This is a genomic window from Dokdonella fugitiva (genome assembly GCF_014138265.1).
Classification (GTDB): Bacteria; Pseudomonadota; Gammaproteobacteria; order Xanthomonadales; family Rhodanobacteraceae; genus Dokdonella_A; species Dokdonella_A fugitiva_A.
Genome location: NZ_JACGXL010000001.1, coordinates 172,990 through 193,258, shown reverse-complemented (window position 1 = coordinate 193,258; position 20,269 = coordinate 172,990). Strand labels below are relative to the sequence as shown.

15 protein-coding genes are annotated in these 20,269 nt (G+C 68.9%); 12 read left to right on the top strand and 3 right to left on the bottom strand.

Annotation, left to right across the window (positions count from 1 at the left end):
• The first annotated feature begins 91 nt into the window (after positions 1-91).
• From FHW12_RS00880 to FHW12_RS00840, 9 genes are all read left to right on the top strand, one after another.
• Entirely contained in the window at positions 92-1,282 is a 1,191-nt protein-coding gene (locus FHW12_RS00880; protein ID WP_182529105.1) for an efflux RND transporter periplasmic adaptor subunit, read from the top strand.
• A 111-nt stretch (positions 1,283-1,393) separates the two neighbouring features.
• Positions 1,394-4,579, top strand: a complete 3,186-nt coding sequence (locus FHW12_RS00875; protein ID WP_182529104.1) for an efflux RND transporter permease subunit — start codon at positions 1,394-1,396, stop codon at positions 4,577-4,579.
• The gene (locus FHW12_RS00870; protein ID WP_182529103.1) at positions 4,572-5,561 is read left to right on the top strand and encodes a DUF3187 family protein; all 990 of its coding nucleotides are present in this window, start codon (positions 4,572-4,574) and stop codon (positions 5,559-5,561) included. Before FHW12_RS00875 ends, FHW12_RS00870 begins: the two co-directional genes overlap by 8 nt.
• Positions 5,562-6,570: 1,009 nt before the next feature.
• The gene (locus FHW12_RS00865) at positions 6,571-7,356 is read left to right on the top strand and encodes a lytic transglycosylase domain-containing protein (RefSeq protein WP_182529102.1); all 786 of its coding nucleotides are present in this window, start codon (positions 6,571-6,573) and stop codon (positions 7,354-7,356) included.
• 85 nt (positions 7,357-7,441) lie between these two features.
• A complete protein-coding gene (locus FHW12_RS00860) occupies positions 7,442-8,197 on the top strand; it encodes a class I SAM-dependent methyltransferase (RefSeq protein WP_182529101.1) in 756 nt (251 codons plus the stop codon).
• Between the two features lie 42 nt (positions 8,198-8,239).
• Entirely contained in the window at positions 8,240-8,560 is a 321-nt protein-coding gene (locus FHW12_RS00855; RefSeq protein WP_182529100.1) for a hypothetical protein, read from the top strand.
• 304 nt (positions 8,561-8,864) lie between these two features.
• Positions 8,865-9,215 carry a GFA family protein gene (locus tag FHW12_RS00850; RefSeq protein WP_182529099.1) on the top strand — a complete coding sequence of 117 codons (351 nt, stop codon included), beginning with the start codon at positions 8,865-8,867 and terminating at the stop codon, positions 9,213-9,215.
• 78 nt (positions 9,216-9,293) lie between these two features.
• Positions 9,294-11,006, top strand: coding sequence for a hypothetical protein (locus FHW12_RS00845; RefSeq protein ID WP_182529098.1), 1,713 nt, complete (start codon positions 9,294-9,296; stop codon positions 11,004-11,006).
• A gap of 57 nt (positions 11,007-11,063) precedes the next feature.
• The gene (locus tag FHW12_RS00840) at positions 11,064-11,906 is read left to right on the top strand and encodes a glycosyltransferase family 2 protein (RefSeq protein WP_182529097.1); all 843 of its coding nucleotides are present in this window, start codon (positions 11,064-11,066) and stop codon (positions 11,904-11,906) included.
• 505 nt (positions 11,907-12,411) lie between these two features.
• On the opposite strand, the gene FHW12_RS00835 is transcribed toward FHW12_RS00840, so the two are convergent.
• From FHW12_RS00835 to FHW12_RS00825, 3 genes are all read right to left on the bottom strand, one after another.
• Positions 12,412-13,212, bottom strand: coding sequence for a glycosyltransferase family 2 protein (locus FHW12_RS00835; protein ID WP_182529096.1), 801 nt, complete (start codon positions 13,210-13,212; stop codon positions 12,412-12,414).
• Positions 13,213-13,223: 11 nt separating this feature from the next.
• On the bottom strand, positions 13,224-14,384 hold the full coding sequence (locus tag FHW12_RS00830; protein ID WP_182529095.1) for an acyl-CoA dehydrogenase family protein: 1,161 nt from the start codon (positions 14,382-14,384) through the stop codon (positions 13,224-13,226).
• Between the two features lie 178 nt (positions 14,385-14,562).
• Positions 14,563-15,225, bottom strand: coding sequence for a hypothetical protein (locus tag FHW12_RS00825; RefSeq protein WP_182529094.1), 663 nt, complete (start codon positions 15,223-15,225; stop codon positions 14,563-14,565).
• Positions 15,226-15,477: 252 nt separating this feature from the next.
• On the opposite strand from FHW12_RS00825, the gene FHW12_RS00820 reads away from it, so the two are divergent.
• The 3 genes from FHW12_RS00820 to metH are packed head-to-tail and all read left to right on the top strand — an operon-like array spanning position 15,478 to position 20,245.
• On the top strand, positions 15,478-16,404 hold the full coding sequence (locus FHW12_RS00820; RefSeq protein ID WP_182529093.1) for an ArsR/SmtB family transcription factor: 927 nt from the start codon (positions 15,478-15,480) through the stop codon (positions 16,402-16,404).
• Positions 16,401-17,492, top strand: coding sequence for a homocysteine S-methyltransferase family protein (locus tag FHW12_RS00815; RefSeq protein ID WP_182529092.1), 1,092 nt, complete (start codon positions 16,401-16,403; stop codon positions 17,490-17,492). The genes FHW12_RS00820 and FHW12_RS00815 overlap by 4 nt, the downstream gene beginning before the upstream one ends.
• A 59-nt stretch (positions 17,493-17,551) precedes the next feature.
• A complete protein-coding gene (gene metH, locus FHW12_RS00810) occupies positions 17,552-20,245 on the top strand; it encodes a methionine synthase (protein ID WP_182529091.1) in 2,694 nt (897 codons plus the stop codon).
• Positions 20,246-20,269: the final 24 nt, after the last annotated feature.

Genomic DNA, 20,269 nt, shown 5'->3' with positions numbered 1-20,269 from the left:
TCGCTGCCGACGCGGCTCGCGCGACGCTCGCGCACGCCGTTGTCTTCGATCGGCCGCCGCCCCTACGCATCCGAGAACAGGAAGCTCCACGATGAAGTTGCATCGCGCATTGACCCCTGTCGCCGTCGCAACCCTCGCCGCCCTGGCCGCCGGTTGCGGCAAGTCGGCGCAGCAGCAACAGCAGATGCCACCGCCCGAAGTCGGCGTGATCACCGCCAAGGCGGGCGTGGTGCCGCTGGTGCAGGAACTCGTCGGGCGCCTCACCGCGGTACGCACGGCGGACGTGCGTGCGCGCGTCGCCGGCGTGCTGCAGAAGCGTGTCTACACCGAAGGCACCGACGTCAAGGAAGGCCAATTGCTGTTCGAGATCGACCCGGCTCCGCTGCGTGCGACCTTGAATGCACAGCTCGCCAACCTCGCCGCGGCGCAGGCGACCTACCAGAACAACCACGTCGCCGCCGAACGCGCGCGCTCGGTCGCGCAGAAGGGCTTGCTGTCGAAGGCCGACGTCGACGCCGCCAACGCGGCCGAACGCACCGCCGCCGCCGCGGTCAAGCAGGCGCAGGCCAACGTCGAGGCGGCGAAGATCAACCTCGGCTACGCCAACGTGACCGCACCGATCGCCGGACGCGCGGGCAAGCAGCAGGTGACCGAAGGCGCGCTCGTCGGCCAGGGCGACGCGACCCTGCTGACCACGGTCGAGCAGATCGATCCGGTCTACGTCAACTTCAGCCAGGCGGTCGGCTCGCTCGACGAGATGCGCCGCGCCGCCGCGAAGGGCGACGTGCAACTGTACGAACAGGGCAAGGCGAAGATCGAGCTGACGATGTCCGACGGCAGCGCCTACGATCAGGCCGGCACGCTCGATTTCTCCGACACCGCGGTCGACGCGGCGACCGGTGCGGTCACCCTGCGCGGCACCGTGCCCAATCCGCAGCACCGCCTGCTGCCGGGGATGTACGTCAACGTTCGCCTCAGCCTCGGCGAACTCAAGCACGCATGGCTCGTCTCGCAGCGCGCGGTGCAGCGCGACGGCCAGGGCGCGTACGTGTTCGTGGTCGGCCAGGACGGCAAGGTCGCGCAGAAGCGCATCGAAACCGAAACGCTCAAGGGCGACAGCTGGATCGTCACCGGCGGTATCGCCGACGGCGACCAGATCGTCGTCTCCGGCGTGCAGATGGTGCATCCGGATGCGCCGGCGAAGGCCGTGCCGTGGCAGCCGGAGGCGAACGGCCAGGCGCCGAACGGCGCGCCGGCCGCCGCCGCGGGCGAGAAGCACTAGGCACGCACGCCTCCCGCTCGGGACCTCGCGGTCCGTGGGCGGGATGCGGCACACGAACGGCGGCCCGCGTGGCCGGCGTTCGCGATTCCAGCCAATTCCGGGACCATCACCATGCCCAGTTTCTTCATCGAGCGTCCGATCTTCGCCTGGGTCATCGCGATCCTCATCACGCTGGGCGGCGTGATCGCGATCAGCCAGCTCGGCGTCGAGGCGTATCCGACGATCGCGCCGCCGCAGGTGGCCGTCAATGCGGTCTATCCGGGTGCGGACGCGAGCACGGTCGAGAAGACCGTGACCCAGGTCATCGAGCAGCAGCTCACCGGCGTCGACCACCTGCTCTACTTCAGCTCGAGCTCGAGCTCGAGCGGCTCGGCGTCGATCACGCTCACGTTCGAGCCGGGCACCGACGCCGACATCGCCGCGGTGCAGACGCAGAACCGCGTCTCGCTCGCGCAGCCGCGCCTGCCGACCGAGGTGATCCAGCAGGGCATCACCGTGTCGAAGGTGAACCCGGGCTTCCTCATGGTCGGCATGCTCAAGTCCGACGACGGCTCGATGGACACCTACGCGCTCAACAACGTCGTCGCGACCCAGGTGCTCGACCAGATCCAGCGCATCCCCGGCGTCGGCAGCGCGTTCCAGTTCGGCTCCGAGTTCGCGATGCGCATCTGGCTCGACCCGGACAAGCTGCACGGCTTCAACCTGTCGGCGACCGAAGTACTCGCCGCGGTGCGCGGCCAGAACGTGCAGGTGGCCGCGGGTTCTGTCGGTGCCGAGCCGTCCGCGGGCGGCGCGAGCTTCACCGCGACCGTGCGCGCCGAGGGCCGCTTCAGCGAACCCGAGCAGTTCGAGAACATCCTGCTGCGCACGAACAGCGACGGCACCACCGTGCGCCTCAAGGACGTCGCGCGCATCGAGATCGGCCCGGGCAGCTACGGCTTCGCGCTGAAGTACAACGACACCTCGACCGCCGGCTTCGGCGTGCAGCTGCTCACCGGCGCGAACGCGCTCGGCGTCGCCAAGGCGGTCAAGGCCAAGCTCGCCGAGCTGCAGCCCGGCTTCCCGAAGGGCGTGTCGTGGTTCATCCCGTACGACACCTCCGACTTCATCCAGATCTCGATCGAGGAAGTGGTCAAGACGCTGTTCGAGGCGATCGTGCTGGTCTTCCTCGTCATGCTGATCTTCCTGCAGAACTTCCGCATCACGCTGATCCCGACCCTGGTCATCCCGGTCGCGCTGATGGGCGGCTTCCTCGGCATGTGGATGCTCGGCTTCTCGATCAACCAGCTGAGCCTGTTCGGCATGGTGCTCGCGATCGGCATCGTCGTCGACGACGCGATCGTGGTGATCGAGAACGTCGAACGCATCATGGCCGAGGAAGGCCTGTCGCCGAAGGAGGCGACGCGCAAGGCGATGAGCCAGATCACCGGCGCGGTCATCGCGATCGCGGTCGTGCTCGCCGCGGTGTTCATCCCGAGCGCGATGCAGAGCGGCAGCGCGGGCGCGATCTATCGCCAGTTCGCGCTGACCATCGCGGTGTCGATGGGCTTCTCGGCGTTCCTCGCCCTCGCCTTCACGCCCGCGCTGTGCGCGAGCATGCTCAAGCCGATGCACGACACCAAGAAGAACGTTGTGTTCCGCTGGTTCAACGACAGCTTCAACTGGACCCAGAACGTCTACACCGGCCACGTGCGCAGCGCGGTGCGCCATTCGCCGTCGTGGTTCGTCGTGTTCCTCGCGATCGCGGTGCTGTGCGGCTTCCTGTTCACCCGCCTGCCGGGCAGCTTCGTGCCGGAGGAAGACCAGGGCTACCTGCTCGCGATCGTGCAGCTGCCGCCGGGCGCGACCATCGACCGCACCAACAAGGTCATGGAGCAGGTGCGCTCGATCGGCCGCAAGAACCCCGACGTCGAAGGCGTGGTCACCGTGTCCGGCTTCAGCTTCGTCGGCCAGGGCGAGAACGTCGGCATGGCGTTCTACCGGCTCAAGCCATGGAAGGAGCGCCCGCACGTGTCGAGCGCGCTCGCGCAGCAGCTCAACGGCGCGAACTTCATGCAGATCAAGGACGCGCAGGTGTTCGTGCTGAACCTGCCGACGATCCCGGGCCTGTCGCAGTTCGGTGGCTTCGAGATGTACCTGCAGGACCGCAGCGGTGCCGGCCACGACGCGCTGATCGCCGCGCGCAACGCGCTGCTCGGCGCGGCGGGCAAGTCGCCGCAGCTCGCCGGCGTGCGCCCGAACGGCCTCGAGGACAGCACCCAGGTCAAGATGACGGTCGATCGCGTGCAGGCGCAGTCGATGGGCATCTCGCTCACCGACGTCTACTCGGCGATCCAGCTCATGCTCGCGCCCGTCTACGTCGACGACTTCTTCCACCAGGGCCGCGTACAGCGCGTGATCATGCAGGCCGACGCGCCGTACCGCATGTCGCCCGACGCGGTCGGCCACTTCTACGTGCCGAGCAGCGCGGCCGCCGCCGGCGCGTCGTCCGACGGCACGCGCCCGATGGTGCCGCTGTCGAACGTCGTGCGCACCGAATGGAGCATGGGTTCGCCGAGCCTCACGCGCTACAACGGCTATTCCGCGATCCAGATGAACGGTGGTCCGTCGCCGGGCCACAGCTCCGGCGAAGCGATGCAGGCGATGCAGGACATCATCGGCGGCAAGGACTTCCCGAGCGGCTTCAGCTACCAGTGGTCGGGCCAGTCGCTGCAGGAGATCATCTCCGGCAACCAGGCGCCGCTGCTGTTCGCGCTGTCGATCCTCGTCGTGTTCCTCTGCCTCGCCGCGCTGTACGAGAGCTGGTCGATCCCGTTCGCGGTGATGCTGGTGGTGCCGGTCGGCATCACGGGCGCGCTGATCGCCACGCTCATGCGCCACACCTTCGACGCGAACCTCAACAACGACATCTTCTTCAAGATCGGCCTCATCACGATCATCGGCCTCGCCGCGAAGAACGCGATCCTGATCGTCGAATTCGCGGTCGAGGAGCAACGCGCCGGGCGCAAGCTCGCGACCGCGGTGGTCGACGCCGCGCGCCTGCGACTGCGCCCGATCCTGATGACCTCGTTCTGCTTCATCCTCGGCGTGCTGCCGCTGGCGATCTCGACCGGCGCCGGCGCCAACGCGCGCCACGCGATCGGCACCGGCGTGATCGGCGGCATGATCTTCGCGACCTTCCTCGGCGTGCTGTTCATCCCGATCTTCTACGTGATCGTGCGTCGCCTGCTCGGCGACAAGATGGAGCCGCCCGAGGAGACGCTCGCCGCGACCTCGTCGCCGCACCCGCATGGTTGACGCGACGTTGCGACCGGACCGCCGCACGGCGGCCCGGTTCGCGCTGCTCGCTGCGTTCGCGCCCGCGATCGCGGCGGCCGACGAGGGCGCGCCCTGGCTGTTGTATCGCGACGCGAACCCGTTCGCCGCCGCGAGCGGCCTGCCGTTCGCGCCGGCGTCGGCGGCGGCCGACGCGTGGCGCGTCGACGTCGTCGCGAGCGCGAGCAACACCGAGCTCGCGTTCGACCGCGGCAGCGAGCACCTGCTCTACGACGGCGAGTTCCATGAAGCGCGCATCGCGGTCACGCATGCGTTCGGCGACCGCTGGATCGCGCGCGCGACGATCGGCGCGATCGCCTTCGACGACGGCTTCCTCGACGACTTCATCGAGGACTGGCACCGTGCCTTCGGCCTCGACAACGGCGACCGCGGCCAAATCGCGAGCAGCGGCCACGTCATCGCCTACGACGACGGTGCGGGCGACCGCATCACGCTCGACCGCACGTTGCACGCCGCGACGCCGCTGCTCGTCGACGTCGCCTGGCGCCTGCCCACGGGCACGCACGAGTGGCAGGTCGGCGCGACCCTGAAGCTGCCGACCACGCACGCGAGCCCGCTCGTCGACGACCGCGCCGTCGACGCGAGCCTCTGGCTCGCCGCGCAGTCGACCGACGCGACGACGCGCCTGCCGTGGGGCGTACGCGCCGGCGCGATGCGCCGCGGCGACACCGAGCTGCTGCCCAACCGCGCGAACGACGTCGTCCCGTTCGCCGACGCGACGTTCGGCTACGTGCTGCGTCCCGGCTGGGACGTCGCCGCACAGCTGCAATGGCACGGCGCGCTCTACGACAGCGCGATCCCGCTGCTCGACGATGCCGCGACGCTCGCGCTCTCGTCCGCGTGGCACGCGAAGGCCGGGTGGACGCTGCGCGCGGGCCTCGTGGAGGACGCGATCGCGAAACATGCGCAGGATGTGACGTTTTTTCTGTCGTTGACCCTTTGAGCGCGATTGGCGCTTCGCGCTCATTTCCCCTCTCCCGCTTGCGGGAGCCCTTCTGGCGCGTGGTGTCCGTCGTTCTTCTTGAACGACGGCGCGCGACGCTTCTCTTCTTTCGCGATAACCGACCCGCATCCCTGCGTTTTCCGCTCGCATCCCTGCGAGCGGGTTACTTTCTCTTGCTTGCCCAAGAGAAAGTAACCAAAGAGAAGGGCACCCCGGGCGGCCCGGTCAGCGGGCTTCCTTGCCCGCTGACTGCGCGAGCGGGCTGCGGGGTTCGTTGACGGTACATCCATGTACCGGCAACGAACGCGCGCGCTTCCTGCGCGCGCCCCTGCGGGCTTTTCCTCCGCCCGCTCGCCGGGCCGCACGGGGACCCGGATAAAAAGCAGCGCGCTCCTGCGCGCAGAAGCAAGAGCGGCAGGACATCGCAGCATCAAGGAGATGCGTCGCGGTTTCCGCCGCCCCCACAAGAAAGCGATGACGACGCGCGTGCGCGCTGGTGTGGGAGCGACGGAAGTCGCGATGCTCTTCGAGCGCCAGCACCGAGACGATGCGCCCGCATCGCTGTGCTCTCGCTTCGGCTTCTGCGCGCAGGAGCGCGCCGCTCTTCGGGCCCCTTCAGCGGCGGTGAACGGCGGTCCGATCAGCCCGCGGGGGCGCGCACAGGGATGTGCGCGCGTTCGCCGTCGGCGCAGGAAGCGCCGTCGGCGAACCCCGGCTGCCGTTCACGCACCCGTAGGGCAGGATGCCCGGAGGGCGCCGCTGCAGGGGTGCCCTTCTCTTTGGTTACTTTCTCTTGGGCAAGCAAGAGAAAGTGACCGGCCCGCAGGGATGCGGGACGAACACGCAGGGACGCGGGTCGGTTTTCGCGAAGGAAGCTCTGCGTTGCCGTTCTAAAGAACAACATCAACGATAAGCGCACCGCACAAGCGCCCTCACCCTACCTTCTCCCGCAAGCGAAAAAGCCCCCGATACCGCGATCATTCACCCCTTCCCCCTACAATCGCCCCGAATGAGCCCCTCGCGCCCCCTCATCGCGCTCGCCATCGCCCTGCTCCCGATCGCACACGCGAGCGCACGCACCGTCTACCGCTGCATCCGCGACGGCACCGTGAGCCTCGCGACCGCACCCGAGCCGGGTTCGCAATGCTTCGCGAAGGAGCTCGACGACGACGCAGCCGCGCTGCCGAACCTGTGGGGGCAGATGGGCGTATTCCACGGCACGCTCTACCAGCGCGAGCAGGACGGTCGCACCGTCTACAGCACGCGCAACTTGCCCGGCTCGACGCCGGTGCTCGCGTTCACCGTCGCGACGCCGGCGGGTTCGCCTGCGCACGCGGGCCTCGGCGAGGTCGGCGCGCCGCGCATGGATGCATTCCCGCGCGAGTTCCGCAGCGCGGCGAAGAAGACCGGGGTCGAGGAAGCCTGGTTGCGCGCGATCGCGCACGCGGAGAGCTACTACGATCCGCAGGCGGTGTCGGACAAGGGCGCACGCGGCGTGATGCAGCTGATGCCCGACGTGATCGGCGACTACGGCGTGAAGGACCCCCTGTCGGCGAGCGAGTCGATCCTCGCCGGTGCACGCCACCTGCGCGCGCTGCAGAACCGCTACGAAGGCGACCTGACCCTCGTCGCGGCCGCGTACAACGCGGGCATCGGCGCAGTCACGCAGTACGCCGGCGTGCCGCCGTACGTCGAAACGCGGGAGTACGTCGCCAAGGTGCAAGCGCTCTACGCGCGCTATCGCAAGGCGATGGGCCTGAAGCCCCGGCCGGCGCAACTGCAACCGGCGCAGTGACGCGGCCGTCGCGCGCGGCGACCGCCGCGACGGACCGTTGCCCCCGGCCTGCTAGAATCGCGTTCTTTTCCGCGACCCTGCCGCCATGAGCGCCGACGAACAACGCATCCTCGACAAGACCTGGTTCTACCGCTTCACGCTGCCGAGCGGGCGCGTCACCGACACCTACGACGACGGCGCGCTCGACCAGATCCACGAGAGCCGCCTGGAGATGCTGCGACGGGTCGTCGGCGAGCGCTTCGGCGCCTCGCTCGCGGGTCACGATGCGGTCGACATCGCCTGCCACCAGGGCTGGTTCTCGACCAAGCTGCTCGAATGGGGCGCCGACCGCGTCGTCGCGGTCGATGCACGCGCCGAACACGTCGCCGACACGAATACGATCCGCGACGCGCTCGGCCTGTCGAAGCTGTCGGTGCTGCAGTCGGACGTGCACGTGCTCGACCAGCGCGGCCTCGGCCAGTTCGACCTCGTGCTCATGCTCGGCCTCATCTACCACCTCGAGAACCCGATCGGCGCGTTGCGCCAGGCGCGCGCGCTGACGCGCCACATGTGCGTGGTCGAGACGCAGGTCGTGCCGGGCATGAGCGGCATGGTCGACTACGGCAGCTACCGCTTCGTGCGCCCGCTCAAGGGCTCGTTCGGCATCATCGACGAAACCGACGACACGCACGGCCCCGAAGCGAGCACGACCGGCATCTGCCTCGTGCCGAGCCTCGAAGCGCTGTTCTGGATCATGCGCAAGGTCGGCTTCAGCCGCGTCGAACTCGTGCCGCCGCCGGAAGACGCGTACGAGCAGCTGCGCCACGGCAAGCGCGTGATGGTGGCGGGTTACGTCGACTGACGACGACGGCGCCGCCTCGAGCGGCACATCGGATCCCTTCCCATGGCGCTGCTTGACGACCGCCTGTCAAAGCCCGCCGCGGGTCGGGAGTTTCCCGACTCCTTCCCGTCGATCCTGCAGCAGGTGCAGTCGCTGGCCTTTTCGGTTCACGACTACCACGAGCGCTTGCCGATCATGATGGAGAACTGCGTCGCCGAATGCGATCGCGGCCATCAGTTGTGCTCGTTCATGCGGATGGGCTATCTCGCCGTGTTCTCGTTGCCGGTGGATACTGCGCGGGGCATCGCGGCCAAGGCGCTCGAAATCGCATTGCAGCGGTATGCGGAGATCGACCGCGGACCGCATTTGTCGACACGCGACTAGCAGTTCGTCGTATATCGCGCCTTCCTCGCCCCGCTCGGCTGGTTGTCGATCACCCGTCACGTCGTGCAGGGTATGAGCCGTTCCTATCTCCAGTTCCGCAGGGCGTCGCAGCTGCCTAAGGCCGCGCACTCGACGCGCGGGCAACACGAACTCCATCGCGAGCAGGTCGCCTGATCCGGCTCCCGGGCTCCCTGCCAAGATCGAATCGCATCGCGACGAGCTTGTTACTCCCCCTGCGGATGCGCGCGGGGTAGATTGACTCCACGGGCAACGCATTCGCGCCGCCGACGAACGGACTGGGACCATGACCATCTACACCGGAAGCTGCCACTGCGGAAACGTGTCCTTCGATGTCGAAGGCGAAATCGACGGCGGGCTCGCCTGCAACTGTTCCATCTGCGCGCGCAAGGCGTCGCTGCTCTGGTTCGTTCCGCGCGCGAACCTGAAACTCAGGACGCCCGAAGACGCCGCGAAGACGTACGTGTTCAACAAGCACGCGATCCGGCACCGCTTCTGCCCCGAGTGCGGCATCCACCCCTATGCCGAGGCGACGAATCGCGAGGGCCAGCCGATGGCCGCGATCAACCTGCGCTGCATCGAGGGCCTGGATCTGTCGAAGATTCCCGTACATCACTTCGACGGGCGATCGCTCTGAATCCCTGCGTGTCGCAATTCGCAACACTCCGTCGTTCCTCGGCGTAGGATGCGCCCGCATCGCAACGGGGAGGCGTGCATGATGAAAGGATTCCATCGCTGGCGCGGCGTCGCGCTCGCTACGGCTTTGCTCGCGGGCAACGCGCACGCGGCGATCGTCGTCGACCTCTCGTTCGTTGATCTGCAGTCGGTCGAATACCAGCGCTTCAAGGGCTTCGTCGACGATGCCGTCGCGGGCAATCCCGGCTACGGCTTCTCCGCAGCCGATGCCGCCTACATGTACAAGCTCACCGCGCAGGCGCAGTACGCGACGCTCGCGGTGCAGACGGTCGAGGCGCAGGTCGCCGCGGCGGAAGCCGCGATCGCGGGCGGCGACGCGCCCGACATCGCGGGCGACCAGTACCTCGAAGTCGGGCCGATGATCGAGGACCTCGCGCTCACCTACGACTGGTGCGCGGGCCACGTGACGCCCGCGCAGCGCACGCGCTGGGGCAACTACGCCGAACAGGCCGTCTGGAACGTCTGGCACCACGACCAGGCGCAATGGGGCGGCCATCCGCACGCGTGGCCGGGCTGGGGTGTCGACGATCCGGCCAACAACTACCACTACAGCTTCCTGCGCGCGACGATGTACTGGGGACTCGCCTCGAACAGCACGACCTGGAAGGACCTGCTGCAGAACGTGCGCTGGCCGGAACAGCTCGCCTACACCGCGACGATTCCCGGCGGCGGCAGCGAGGAAGGCACCGCCTACGGCCTCTCGCACGGCACCTTGTTCATGCTCTACCGCGTCTGGCACGACTCGACCGGCAGCGACATCGGCAACGCCAACGCGCACGTGACCGACAGCATCGCGTGGTGGCTGCACTCGACCGTGCCGACGCGCGACCGCGTCGCGCCGATCGGCGACCAGGCACGCGTGTCGGAACCGGTGATCTACGACTACCACCGCCACCTCGTGCTCGAAGCGCGCCGCGTGTCGAACGACGCGACCGCGCAGGCGAACGCCTCGTGGTGGCTGCACACCATTTCCGACCAGGACATGGAAAGCGGCTTCAATTACCGGCACAACCTGCTGCCCGCAGGCCCCGCCGGCACGCCGCCCGCGCAACTCGTCTACCACGCGACCGGCACCGGCCAGCTGTTCGCGCGCACCGGCTGGGACACCGGCGCGATGTGGCTCGCGTTCTCGGCCGGGCCGTACGTGCAGAGCCACGCGCACCAGGACCAGGGCGCGTTCACCTTGTTCGAAGGCGACTGGCTCGCCGCGACCGAGAACATGTGGACGCACAGCGGCATCCAGCAAGGCACGGACACCAACAACGTCGTGCGCTTCGACCACGACGGCGCGACCGTGCCGCAACGCGAAGGCACGACCTCGACGATGACCGTCACGCCCGGCGCCGGCGGCGCGGTGCACGCGGTCGCCGACCTCACGCCCGCCTACGACGGCGACGCCGCCGTCGGCGCGTGGCATCGCACGATCGACTTCGCCGCGCGCACGCTCACCGTCACCGACGCGTTCACGCTCGGCGCCGGCACGACCGCGACGTTCCAGGTCAACACGCCCGTGCAGCCGGTCGTCAACGGCCTCGTCGCGACGGCGGGGCCGCTGAAGATCCGCGTGATCTCGCCCGCGAACGCGACCCTCAGCACGCTCGACTGGACCACGCAGAGCGACGAGAACGAGACCTTCAACTCGGGCTGGCGCCTCGACGTGCACGGTGGCACCACCGGTTACATGGTCGAGCTGAGCACGACCGACACGATCTTCGCCAACGGCTTCGATTGACGCGCTCCGGCGCCGCATGCCGTAAAATTCCGCCCCGGATCCCGAGACGGAAATGCGATGGCGGCGCCCGACGTGACCGTGATGTTCGCGACCTACAACGAGCCGCAATGGCTCGAGTGGGTGCTGTGGGGCTACGCGACGCAGACGCATCGCGCGTTCGAGGTCATCGTCGTCGACGACGGCTCGCGCGAAGACACGCGCGCGCGCATCGACGCGCTGCGCCCGCAGATGCCCTACCGCCTGCGCCATTTCTGGCAGCCCGACGAGGGCTACCAGAAGTGCAAGGGCATGAACCGCGGCATCCTGCTCGCCGAATCCGACTACCTCATCTTCACCGACGGCGACTGCATCCCGCGCGCGGACTTCGTCGCGCGCCACCTCGCCCTGCGCGAACGCGGTCGTTACCTCACGGGCGGCTACTGCAAGCTTCCGCTGGAACTGTCGCAGCGGATCACGCGCGAGGACATCCTCGAAGGCCGCGCGACCGACTACGCCTGGCTCGCCGCCAACGGCCTCGAACGCCATACGCTCAAGCTGCGCGTGAAGCGCGAATGGCAGCGCCGCCTGTTCGACGCGATCACGCCGGTGAAGCCGCGCCTGCACGGCCACAACGCGTCGGCGTGGAAGGACGACGTCGTGCGCGTGAACGGCTGGGACGAGCGCATGCAGTACGGCGGCCAGGACCTCGAGCTCGGCGAGCGCCTCAACCACCTCGGCATCCGCGGCAAGACGATCCGCTATTCGGCGATCTGCGTGCACCTCGAACACAAGCGCGGCTACATGAAACCGGAGATGCGCGAGAAGAACGACCGCATCCGTGCCGAAACGCGCCGCGACCGCGCCGCGTGGACGCCGTACGGCATCGACACGCACCTGCAGGAAACCAATCGGGCCGACTGACGCGCGAGCCGCCGGAGTCGCGAGGCGACAGGCGTCCCACATGAGCCTTGCGAGCCCGCCCGTGTCGCCCGCGGACTCGCTGCCCAATGCTTGCCGCTCGAACGCGAGGCGTCGAAGCCTCGGCGAACCGGTATTTTCCCCGTCGGGCGACCGGGCGCTGATGGACTGCCGGCGCGCCTCCGTCGGCGATCGCCCGTGCCGCCCGAGCGGTCGATCGCGCCGACCGGGCCGCGAATCCGCCGCTGTCGACCGCCAGCACGGCGCATCGGCACGCCACGCGGCCGCACTCGAGCGCCAGTGAAGACCACTCGCGCGCGACACCCGGGCGCTGGCGCGCGAGTCGGCCGCATTCGCACCCGAGGCGCGGCTACTGGCGTCCGATGCGTTGGTACTCGCGGCGCGAACGACCGCACTCGCGCGTCATGCGACGGCAGTGGCGCTTGAATCGCGGCGACTCGCGCATCGAGTCGCGCGCTCGATGCCCGATATCCGCGCGCTGGCGGCTTCAGCGCGCCGCTGCGCTTCCGAGTGCGCGTAGGTAGCGGTACTTGGCCCGCACGTAGCGCACGTGTTCTGCGTGATAGCGCCACGCACCCGGACCGTCGAGGAACCCGCCGCGCAGCAGCACGGTCTTCAGGAGATAGGCGGCTGCGTGCAGGCCCGGCGCGAGCGGCGACGCGCGGCGTCCTTGCGCGTGCGCCTGTTCGGCGAACAGGCGCGCGTAGCGATCGAGCTTGGCGCGGTATTCCGCGCCGCTGCGCGCGGTGTCGTGCTCCATGCGCACGCCGCTGGTGCGCACGCGGCGGCCGCCGACGTCCATCTTCTCGTGCACGTGGCCCGGCTTGAAGCGCAGGTCGTTGCGGAACAGGCGCTTCACCTTCTCGTTGCCCCAGCCGCCGAAATGCAGCACGGCACCGAGGTAGTGCGTGCGCCGGCGCAATTCCCACACGTCGGCGCGCTCGACCTCGCCCGCGAACAGCGCGCGCAGGCGTTCCGCGGCACCATCAGCGAGCCATTCGTCGGCGTCGAGCAGGATCACCCACGGCTGCGTCGCGAGTGCGATCGCCGCGTTCTTCTGCGCGGCGAAGCCGAGCCAGGCCTGCTCGCGCACCTGCGCACCCGCGGCGCGCGCGAGCTCCGCTGTCGCATCGGTCGAACCGGAATCGAGCACCCACACTTCGGCGCACACCTCGGCGAGCGAGCGCACGCACCGCGCGATGCGGTCGGCCTCGTTGCGCGTGATGACGACGCCGGCGAGCGGCAACGGCCGCGGACCGGGCGTCGCCACGGACGTCGGCGCGGCCATCCGTCCGCGGCTCAGCGCACGCCGGTTTCGTTGCGCGCGATCACCAGGCGCTGGATTTCGCTCGTGCCTTCGTAGATCTCGGTGATCTTGGCGTCGCGGAAGTAGCGCTCGAGCGGCATTTCCTTCGAGTAGCCCATGCCGCCGTGGATCTGCACCGCCTGGTGCGTGATGAACATCGCCGCTTCCGACGCGAACAGCTTGGCGACCGACGCTTCCGTGCTGAAGCGGCCGCCGTTCGCTTCGGTCTGCGTCTTCGCGAACGCGGCGCGCAGCACGAGCAGGGTCGCCGCGTCGAGGCGGCACTTCATGTCGGCGATCTTCGCCTGGATCATCTGGAACGAGCCGATCGGGCTGCCGAACGCCTTGCGCTCGCGCGCCCAGGCGAGGCTCGCCTCGTACGCCGCGCGCGACAGGCCGACCGCCTGCGAGGCGATGCCGATGCGGCCCGCGTCGAGCACGCCCATCGCGATCGCGAAGCCCTTGCCTTCCGGGCCGAGCATGTCGGCGGCCGGGCAGACGTAGTCGCTGAACTCGATCTCGCAGGTCGCCGACGCGCGGATGCCGAGCTTCGGCTCGGTCTTGCCCGCGAGGAAGCCCGGGCGCGTCGTGTCGACGATGAACGCCGACACGCCTTTCGCACCGATGCCCGGCGTGGTGATCGCGAACAGCACGATGTACCTGGCGACCGGACCGGAGGTGATCCAGCTCTTCTTGCCGTTGATGACCCAGTCGCCGCTCGCGTTCTTCGCCGCGCGCGTGTGCATCGCCGACGCGTCGGAACCCGACTGCGGCTCGGTCAGCGCGTACGCGCCGATCGCCTCGCCGGTGGCGATCGCGCGCACGTACTTCTGCTTCTGCTCCTCGGTGCCGTACTTGAGGATGCCGTTGCAGTAGAGCGAGTTGTTGACCGACATGATGGTCGAATGCGCGCAGTCGGCCGCGGCGATCTCGATCATCGCGAGCGCGTAGGCGATCGTGTCCATGCCGGCGCCGCCGTATTCGTGCGGCACCTCGATGCCCATGAGGCCGAGCTGGCCCATCTCGCGGATGTTGTCGAGCGGGAACTCGCCGGACTTGTCGAGCTCGGCCGCGACCGGCGCAATGCGCTTCTGCGCGAAGTCGCGCGCGATGGCCTGGATCGACAACTGGTCGTCGGTGTAGCGGAAGTCCATGGAAACTCCTCGGAAAACGATCGAATGAGGCATCGGGACGTCAGTCCCGCGCACGCGGGAATCCACGGGGCCGGCTTTCGCAAGGATCGACGCTGGCCGGTCCGAGCGAATGGATTCCCGCCTGCACGGGAATGACGACGCGAAAGGTCAGGGACGGGATTTTAGCGGGTCCACCGCGTCAACGGGCGGGGGCCGCGAAATCGCAGGGTTTGCCGGGCAGCTTCTGGTCGAGGATCCACGGCAGCAGCGCGTCCTCGGCGTAGGCGCGCGCCCAGATCACGTGCTTCTCGCCCGCGTATTCGGTGTAGCGCGGCCGGCCACCCATCGCGCGCAGCGCGCGCACGACCGCGCGCGAACCGACCATCGCGCCGTCGTATCCCTTCTCGACGTCGGTGTCGTCGTCGTCGCTGCCGTGGAACACCCACTGCGGCACGTCGCGGATCGGGCCGAGCCCGGCGAGTTCGGTCATGCCCGACATCGGTACGCCGGCGGCGAAGCAGCGCGGCCAGGTCTTGAGCGCGTCCCAGACGCCGGTGCCGCCGTCGGAAATGCCGGTGAGGTAGACCCGGCGCGGATCGATCGGCCAGCGCTGCAACGCGTCGCGCACGACCGCAGCGACGCGCGCGGGCGGCCAGTACGCTCCGGTCGTCTGCGGCGCGACGTAGACGAGCGGGATGCCGCCTTCGCGCGCCGCGTCGACGAGCTCGAACGAACCGTTGCCATCGCCGGCGAGCTGCGATTCGTTGTCGGTGCCGTCCTGCCAGTCGCCGTGCAGGAACACGACCAGCGGCAGCTTCTCGCCGTCGCGGCGACCGTCCGTGACCACGGCGCGGTACGGCACGCGCGAGGCGTCCGCGCTCCAGTACTTGCCGAGCTCGGCATCTTCGAGCGCAACCGCTCGGGGGGCGTGGACGGCGAAGGCGACGCCGCAGCAGGCATGCAACGCGAGGGCGAAACGCCTCGCACGATCACGGAAAGGCATCCGCGAAGCATAACCGCGCGGCCGCCCGGCGCGCCGCTCTCCATTGACGCTGCGTGCCCCAACCGCTACGCTAGCCGCTTCCATCTTTCAATCAAGATGAAAGGATAAATCGTGGATCTGGCCGCCACCTCGGCGTTGCTGCGGCTGCTGTCCGACCCGACCCGGGTCCGCCTGCTCGCCCTGCTCGAACGCGAGGAACTCACCGTGGCCGAACTGTCCGCCGTGCTGCGGCTGGCGCAGCCACGCGTTTCGACCCACCTCGCCAAGCTCAAGGAAGCCGATCTCGTGCGCGACCGCCGTGCAGGCGTGTCGTCGTACTACCGCTACAACGGCGAGCTCGACGTGCGCGAGGGCGCGCTGCTGCGTGCGCTCAAGGACAACGTCGACGACGCGCTGCTGCGCGACGACGAACGCCGCCTGCCCGGCGTGCTCGCCAAGCGCGCGCGCGCCGAAGGCTGGGCCGACAGCGTCGCCGGCGACATGGAGCGCCACTATTCCCCGGGTCGCACCTGGGAGACGCTCGCGCGCGGCATGACCCAGCTCGTCGAGACCGGCGACGTGCTCGACGTCGCGTCCGGCGACGGCGTGCTCGCCGAACTGCTCGCGCCGCGCGCACGCTCGATCGTCTGCGTCGACGCCGGCCCGCGCGTGGTCGAGGCAGCGCGCCAGCGCCTGAAGGGCTGCGCGAACGTCGATGTCCGCATCGGCGACATGCACGCGCTCGACTTCCCGGCCGAACGCTTCGACCTCGTGCTGCTCATGCATGCGCTCACCTACAGCGAGCGCCCGGCGCAGGTCGTCGCCGAAGCCGCACGCGTGCTGCGCAAGGGTGGCCGCCTGCTCGCCGCGACGCTCGGTCGCCACGCGCACCGCACCGCGGTCGAGCCGTTCGAGCACCGCAACCTCGGTTTCGCGACCGACGACCTGGCCGGCTTCGCGCGCACGGCCGGCCTCGAGGTGCTCGCCTGCGAACGCCTCACGCGCGAACGCCGACCGCCGCATTTCGAAGTCATGAGCCTGCTCGCGAGGAAGCCATGAGCCATCTTCCCTATCTCAATCCCGCGCGCGTGCGCGCGCTCGAAGACGCGCTCGCGCGGCGCATCCTCGTCATCGACGGCGCGATGGGCACGATGGTGCAAGGCTACCGGCTCGACGAGGCCGACTATCGCGGCACGCGCTTCGTGCACGGCTTCGATTCGCAGCACGAACCAGGACGCGATCCCGCGCTCCAGCCGGGCCACGACCTCAAGGGCAACAACGACCTGCTCGTGCTCACGCGTCCGGACGTGATCGGCGCGATCCACACGGCCTACCTTGACGCCGGCGCGGACCTGGTCGAGACGAACACGTTCAACGCGACCTCGGTCAGCCAGGCCGACTATCACCTCGAACACATCGTGTACGAACTCAACCGCGAAGGCGCGCGCCTCGCACGCACGTGCTGCGACGCGGTCGAGGCGAAGGATCGGTCGCGCCCGCGCTTCGTCATCGGCGTGCTCGGCCCGACCAGCCGCACCGCTTCGATCAGCCCGGACGTCAACGATCCCGGCTTCCGCAACACGAGCTTCGAGGAACTGCGCCTCGCCTATCGCGAAGCGACGCGCGGCCTCATCGACGGTGGCGCTGACACGCTCATGGTCGAGACGATCTTCGACACGCTCAATGCGAAGGCCGCGCTGTTCGCGATCGAGGAGGAATTCGACGCACGCGGCGGGCGCCTGCCGGTGATGATCTCGGGCACGATCACCGACCTGTCCGGTCGCACGCTGTCGGGACAGACCGCTGAAGCGTTCTACGCATCGGTCGCGCACGCGCGGCCGCTGTCGGTCGGCCTCAACTGCGCGCTCGGTGCGAAGGAACTGCGCCAGTACGTCGACGTGCTGTCGCAGGTCGCCGACTGCCAGGTGAGCGCGCACCCCAACGCGGGCCTGCCGAACGCGTTCGGCGAGTACGACGAGACGCCCGCGGACATGGCCACGCTGATCGGCGAGTTCGCGCGCAGCGGCCTGCTCAACCTCGTCGGCGGCTGCTGCGGCACGACGCCGGCGCACATCGAGGCGATCGCGCACGCGGTCGCCGGCGTCGCGCCGCGCGCGCTGCGTTCCACCCTCGACGCCGCCGCCTGAGCCGACGGGCGCGCGTCGCCCGCATGCCACGACGGCCACACGGAAAGACTGCGATCACGATGACGGCTACGCCCCGCTACACCCGCCTCTCCGGCCTCGAGCCGCTCGTCCTCACGCCCGAGCTGTTGTTCGTCAACATCGGCGAGCGCACCAACGTCACCGGCAGCGCGCAGTTCCGCAAGCTGGTCAAGGAAGAGCGCTACGGCGAGGCGGTCGAGGTCGCGCGCCAGCAGGTCGAGAGCGGCGCGCAGATCATCGACGTCAACATGGACGAGGGTCTCATCGATTCGGAAGCGGCGATGGTGCGCTTCCTCAACCTCATCGCGTCCGAGCCGGACATCGCGCGCGTGCCGGTGATGGTCGACTCGTCGAAGTGGAGCGTGATCGAGGCCGGCCTGCGCTGCCTGCAGGGCAAGGGCGTGGTCAACTCGATCTCGCTCAAGGAAGGCGAGGCGCTGTTCGTCGAACACGCGCGCAAGGTGCTGCGCTACGGCGCCGCCGCGGTCGTGATGGCGTTCGACGAGCAGGGCCAGGCCGACACCTGCGCGCGCAAGGTCGAAATCTGCACGCGCGCCTACCGCATCCTCACCGAGCAGGTCGGCTTCCCGCCCGAGGACATCATCTTCGATCCGAACATCTTCGCGATCGCCACGGGCATCGAGGAGCACGACAACTACGCAGTCGACTTCATCGAGGCGACGCGCCTCATCCGCGCGACCCTGCCCGGCTGCCACGTCTCGGGCGGCGTGTCGAACGTGTCGTTCTCGTTCCGCGGCAACGAGACCGTGCGCCAGGCGATCCACGCGGTGTTCCTGTTCCACGCGATCGCCGCCGGCATGGACATGGGCATCGTCAATGCGGGCGCGCTGCCGATCGTCGACGACCTCGACCCGGAACTGCGCGAGCGCGTCGAGGACGTCGTGCTCAACCGGCGCAAGGACGCGACCGAGCGCCTGCTCGAGATCGCCGAACGCTACAAGGCGAAGAAGGGCGAAGTCGTCGTCGAGAACCTCGCCTGGCGCACGCTGCCGGTGCGCGAACGGCTCGCGCACGCGCTCGTGCACGGCATCGACGCGTTCGTCGAAGGCGACACCGAGGAGGTGCGCGCGCAGAGCACGCGCCCGCTCGACGTCATCGAAGGGCCGCTGATGGACGGCATGAACGTCGTCGGCGACCTGTTCGGCGCCGGCAAGATGTTCCTGCCGCAGGTGGTGAAGTCGGCACGCGTGATGAAGAAGGCGGTCGCCTACCTGCTGCCGTACATCGAGGCGGAGAAGGCGCGCACCGGCGACACCGGCAAGTCGAACGGCAAGATCGTCATGGCGACGGTCAAGGGCGACGTGCACGACATCGGCAAGAACATCGTCGGCGTCGTGCTCCGCTGCAACAACTTCGACGTCATCGACCTCGGCGTGATGGTGCCGGCGCAGAAGATCCTCGACATCGCGGTCGCCGAGCAGGCCGACATGATCGGCCTGTCGGGCCTGATCACCCCCTCGCTCGAGGAGATGAGCCATGTCGCGAAGGAAATGCAGCGCCAGGACCTGCGCATCCCGCTGCTGATCGGCGGTGCGACGACCTCGCGCGCGCACACGGCGCTGAAGATCGAACCGCACTACAAGTCGCCGACCGTGTGGGTGAAGGACGCCTCGCGCGCGGTCGGCGTGGCGCAGTCGCTCGTCTCGAAGGAACTCGTCGACGCGTTCATGGACAAGGTGCGCGCCGACTACGCGGAGATCCGCGAGCGGCACAAGGATCGCAGCGGCGCCAAGCGGCTCGTGCCGCTCGACAAGGCGCGTGCGCAGCGTTTCGACGGCGGCTGGGCCGACTACGATCCACCGGTGCCGAAGCAGCCCGGCGTCACCGTGTTCGACGACTACCCGCTCGCCGAACTGGTCGAGTGCATCGACTGGTCGCCGTTCTTCAACGCATGGGAACTCGCGGGACGCTACCCGGCGATCCTCGACGACGCGGTGGTCGGCGCGCAGGCGAAGGAACTCCATCGCGACGCGCTCGCGATGCTCGAGCGTATCGTCGCCGGGAAATGGCTCACTGCGCGCGGCGTGATCGGCTTCTGGCCGGCGCAGGCGGTCGGCGACGACGTCGAGCTCCGCGACGACGCCGGCCGGCGCATCGCGACGCTGCATCACCTGCGCCAGCAGGCGGACAAGCCGGTGGAACGCCCGGATTTCTGCCTCGCCGATTTCGTCGCGCCGAAGGCGTCCGGGCGGCCCGACTGGGTCGGCGGATTCGCAGTCACCGCGGGCATCGGCATCGAGGCGCACATCGAGCGCTTCGAGCGCGACCACGACGACTACTCGTCGATCATGCTGAAGGCGCTCGCCGACCGCCTCGCCGAAGCGTTCGCCGAACGCCTGCACGAACGCGTGCGGCGCGAGTTCTGGGGCTACGCGCCGGACGAAGCGCTCGGCAACGACCAACTCATCGCCGAGAAGTACCGCGGCATCCGCCCCGCACCCGGCTACCCCGCCTGCCCCGACCACACCGAGAAGGCGACGCTGTTCCGCCTGCTCGACGCGACGAAGAACGCCGGCATTGAACTCACCGACGGCTACGCGATGTTCCCGACCGCAGCGGTGTCGGGCTGGTATTTCGCGCATCCGCAGAGCCAGTACTTCGTCGTCGGCCGCCTCACCAAGGAACAGGTCGAGGACTACGCCAGGCGCAAGGGCTGGTCGCTCGCGGAAGCCGAGCGCTGGCTCGCGCCGAACCTCGACTACGATCCGGAGTAGTTGCACGCGCCACGTCGCGTGGCA

Coding starts and splice junctions, on each gene's coding strand:
- FHW12_RS00875 (WP_182529104.1), top strand. CDS start 1,394: ATGCCCAGTTTCTTCATCGAGCGTCCGATCTTCGCCTGGGTCATCGCG.
- FHW12_RS00855 (WP_182529100.1), top strand. CDS start 8,240: ATGGCGCTGCTTGACGACCGCCTGTCAAAGCCCGCCGCGGGTCGGGAG.
- FHW12_RS00880 (WP_182529105.1), top strand. CDS start 92: ATGAAGTTGCATCGCGCATTGACCCCTGTCGCCGTCGCAACCCTCGCC.
- FHW12_RS00850 (WP_182529099.1), top strand. CDS start 8,865: ATGACCATCTACACCGGAAGCTGCCACTGCGGAAACGTGTCCTTCGAT.
- FHW12_RS00840 (WP_182529097.1), top strand. CDS start 11,064: ATGGCGGCGCCCGACGTGACCGTGATGTTCGCGACCTACAACGAGCCG.
- FHW12_RS00835 (WP_182529096.1), bottom strand. CDS start 13,212: ATGGCCGCGCCGACGTCCGTGGCGACGCCCGGTCCGCGGCCGTTGCCG.
- FHW12_RS00815 (WP_182529092.1), top strand. CDS start 16,401: ATGAGCCATCTTCCCTATCTCAATCCCGCGCGCGTGCGCGCGCTCGAA.
- FHW12_RS00865 (WP_182529102.1), top strand. CDS start 6,571: ATGAGCCCCTCGCGCCCCCTCATCGCGCTCGCCATCGCCCTGCTCCCG.
- metH (WP_182529091.1), top strand. CDS start 17,552: ATGACGGCTACGCCCCGCTACACCCGCCTCTCCGGCCTCGAGCCGCTC.
- FHW12_RS00860 (WP_182529101.1), top strand. CDS start 7,442: ATGAGCGCCGACGAACAACGCATCCTCGACAAGACCTGGTTCTACCGC.
- FHW12_RS00830 (WP_182529095.1), bottom strand. CDS start 14,384: ATGGACTTCCGCTACACCGACGACCAGTTGTCGATCCAGGCCATCGCG.
- FHW12_RS00870 (WP_182529103.1), top strand. CDS start 4,572: ATGGTTGACGCGACGTTGCGACCGGACCGCCGCACGGCGGCCCGGTTC.
- FHW12_RS00845 (WP_182529098.1), top strand. CDS start 9,294: ATGATGAAAGGATTCCATCGCTGGCGCGGCGTCGCGCTCGCTACGGCT.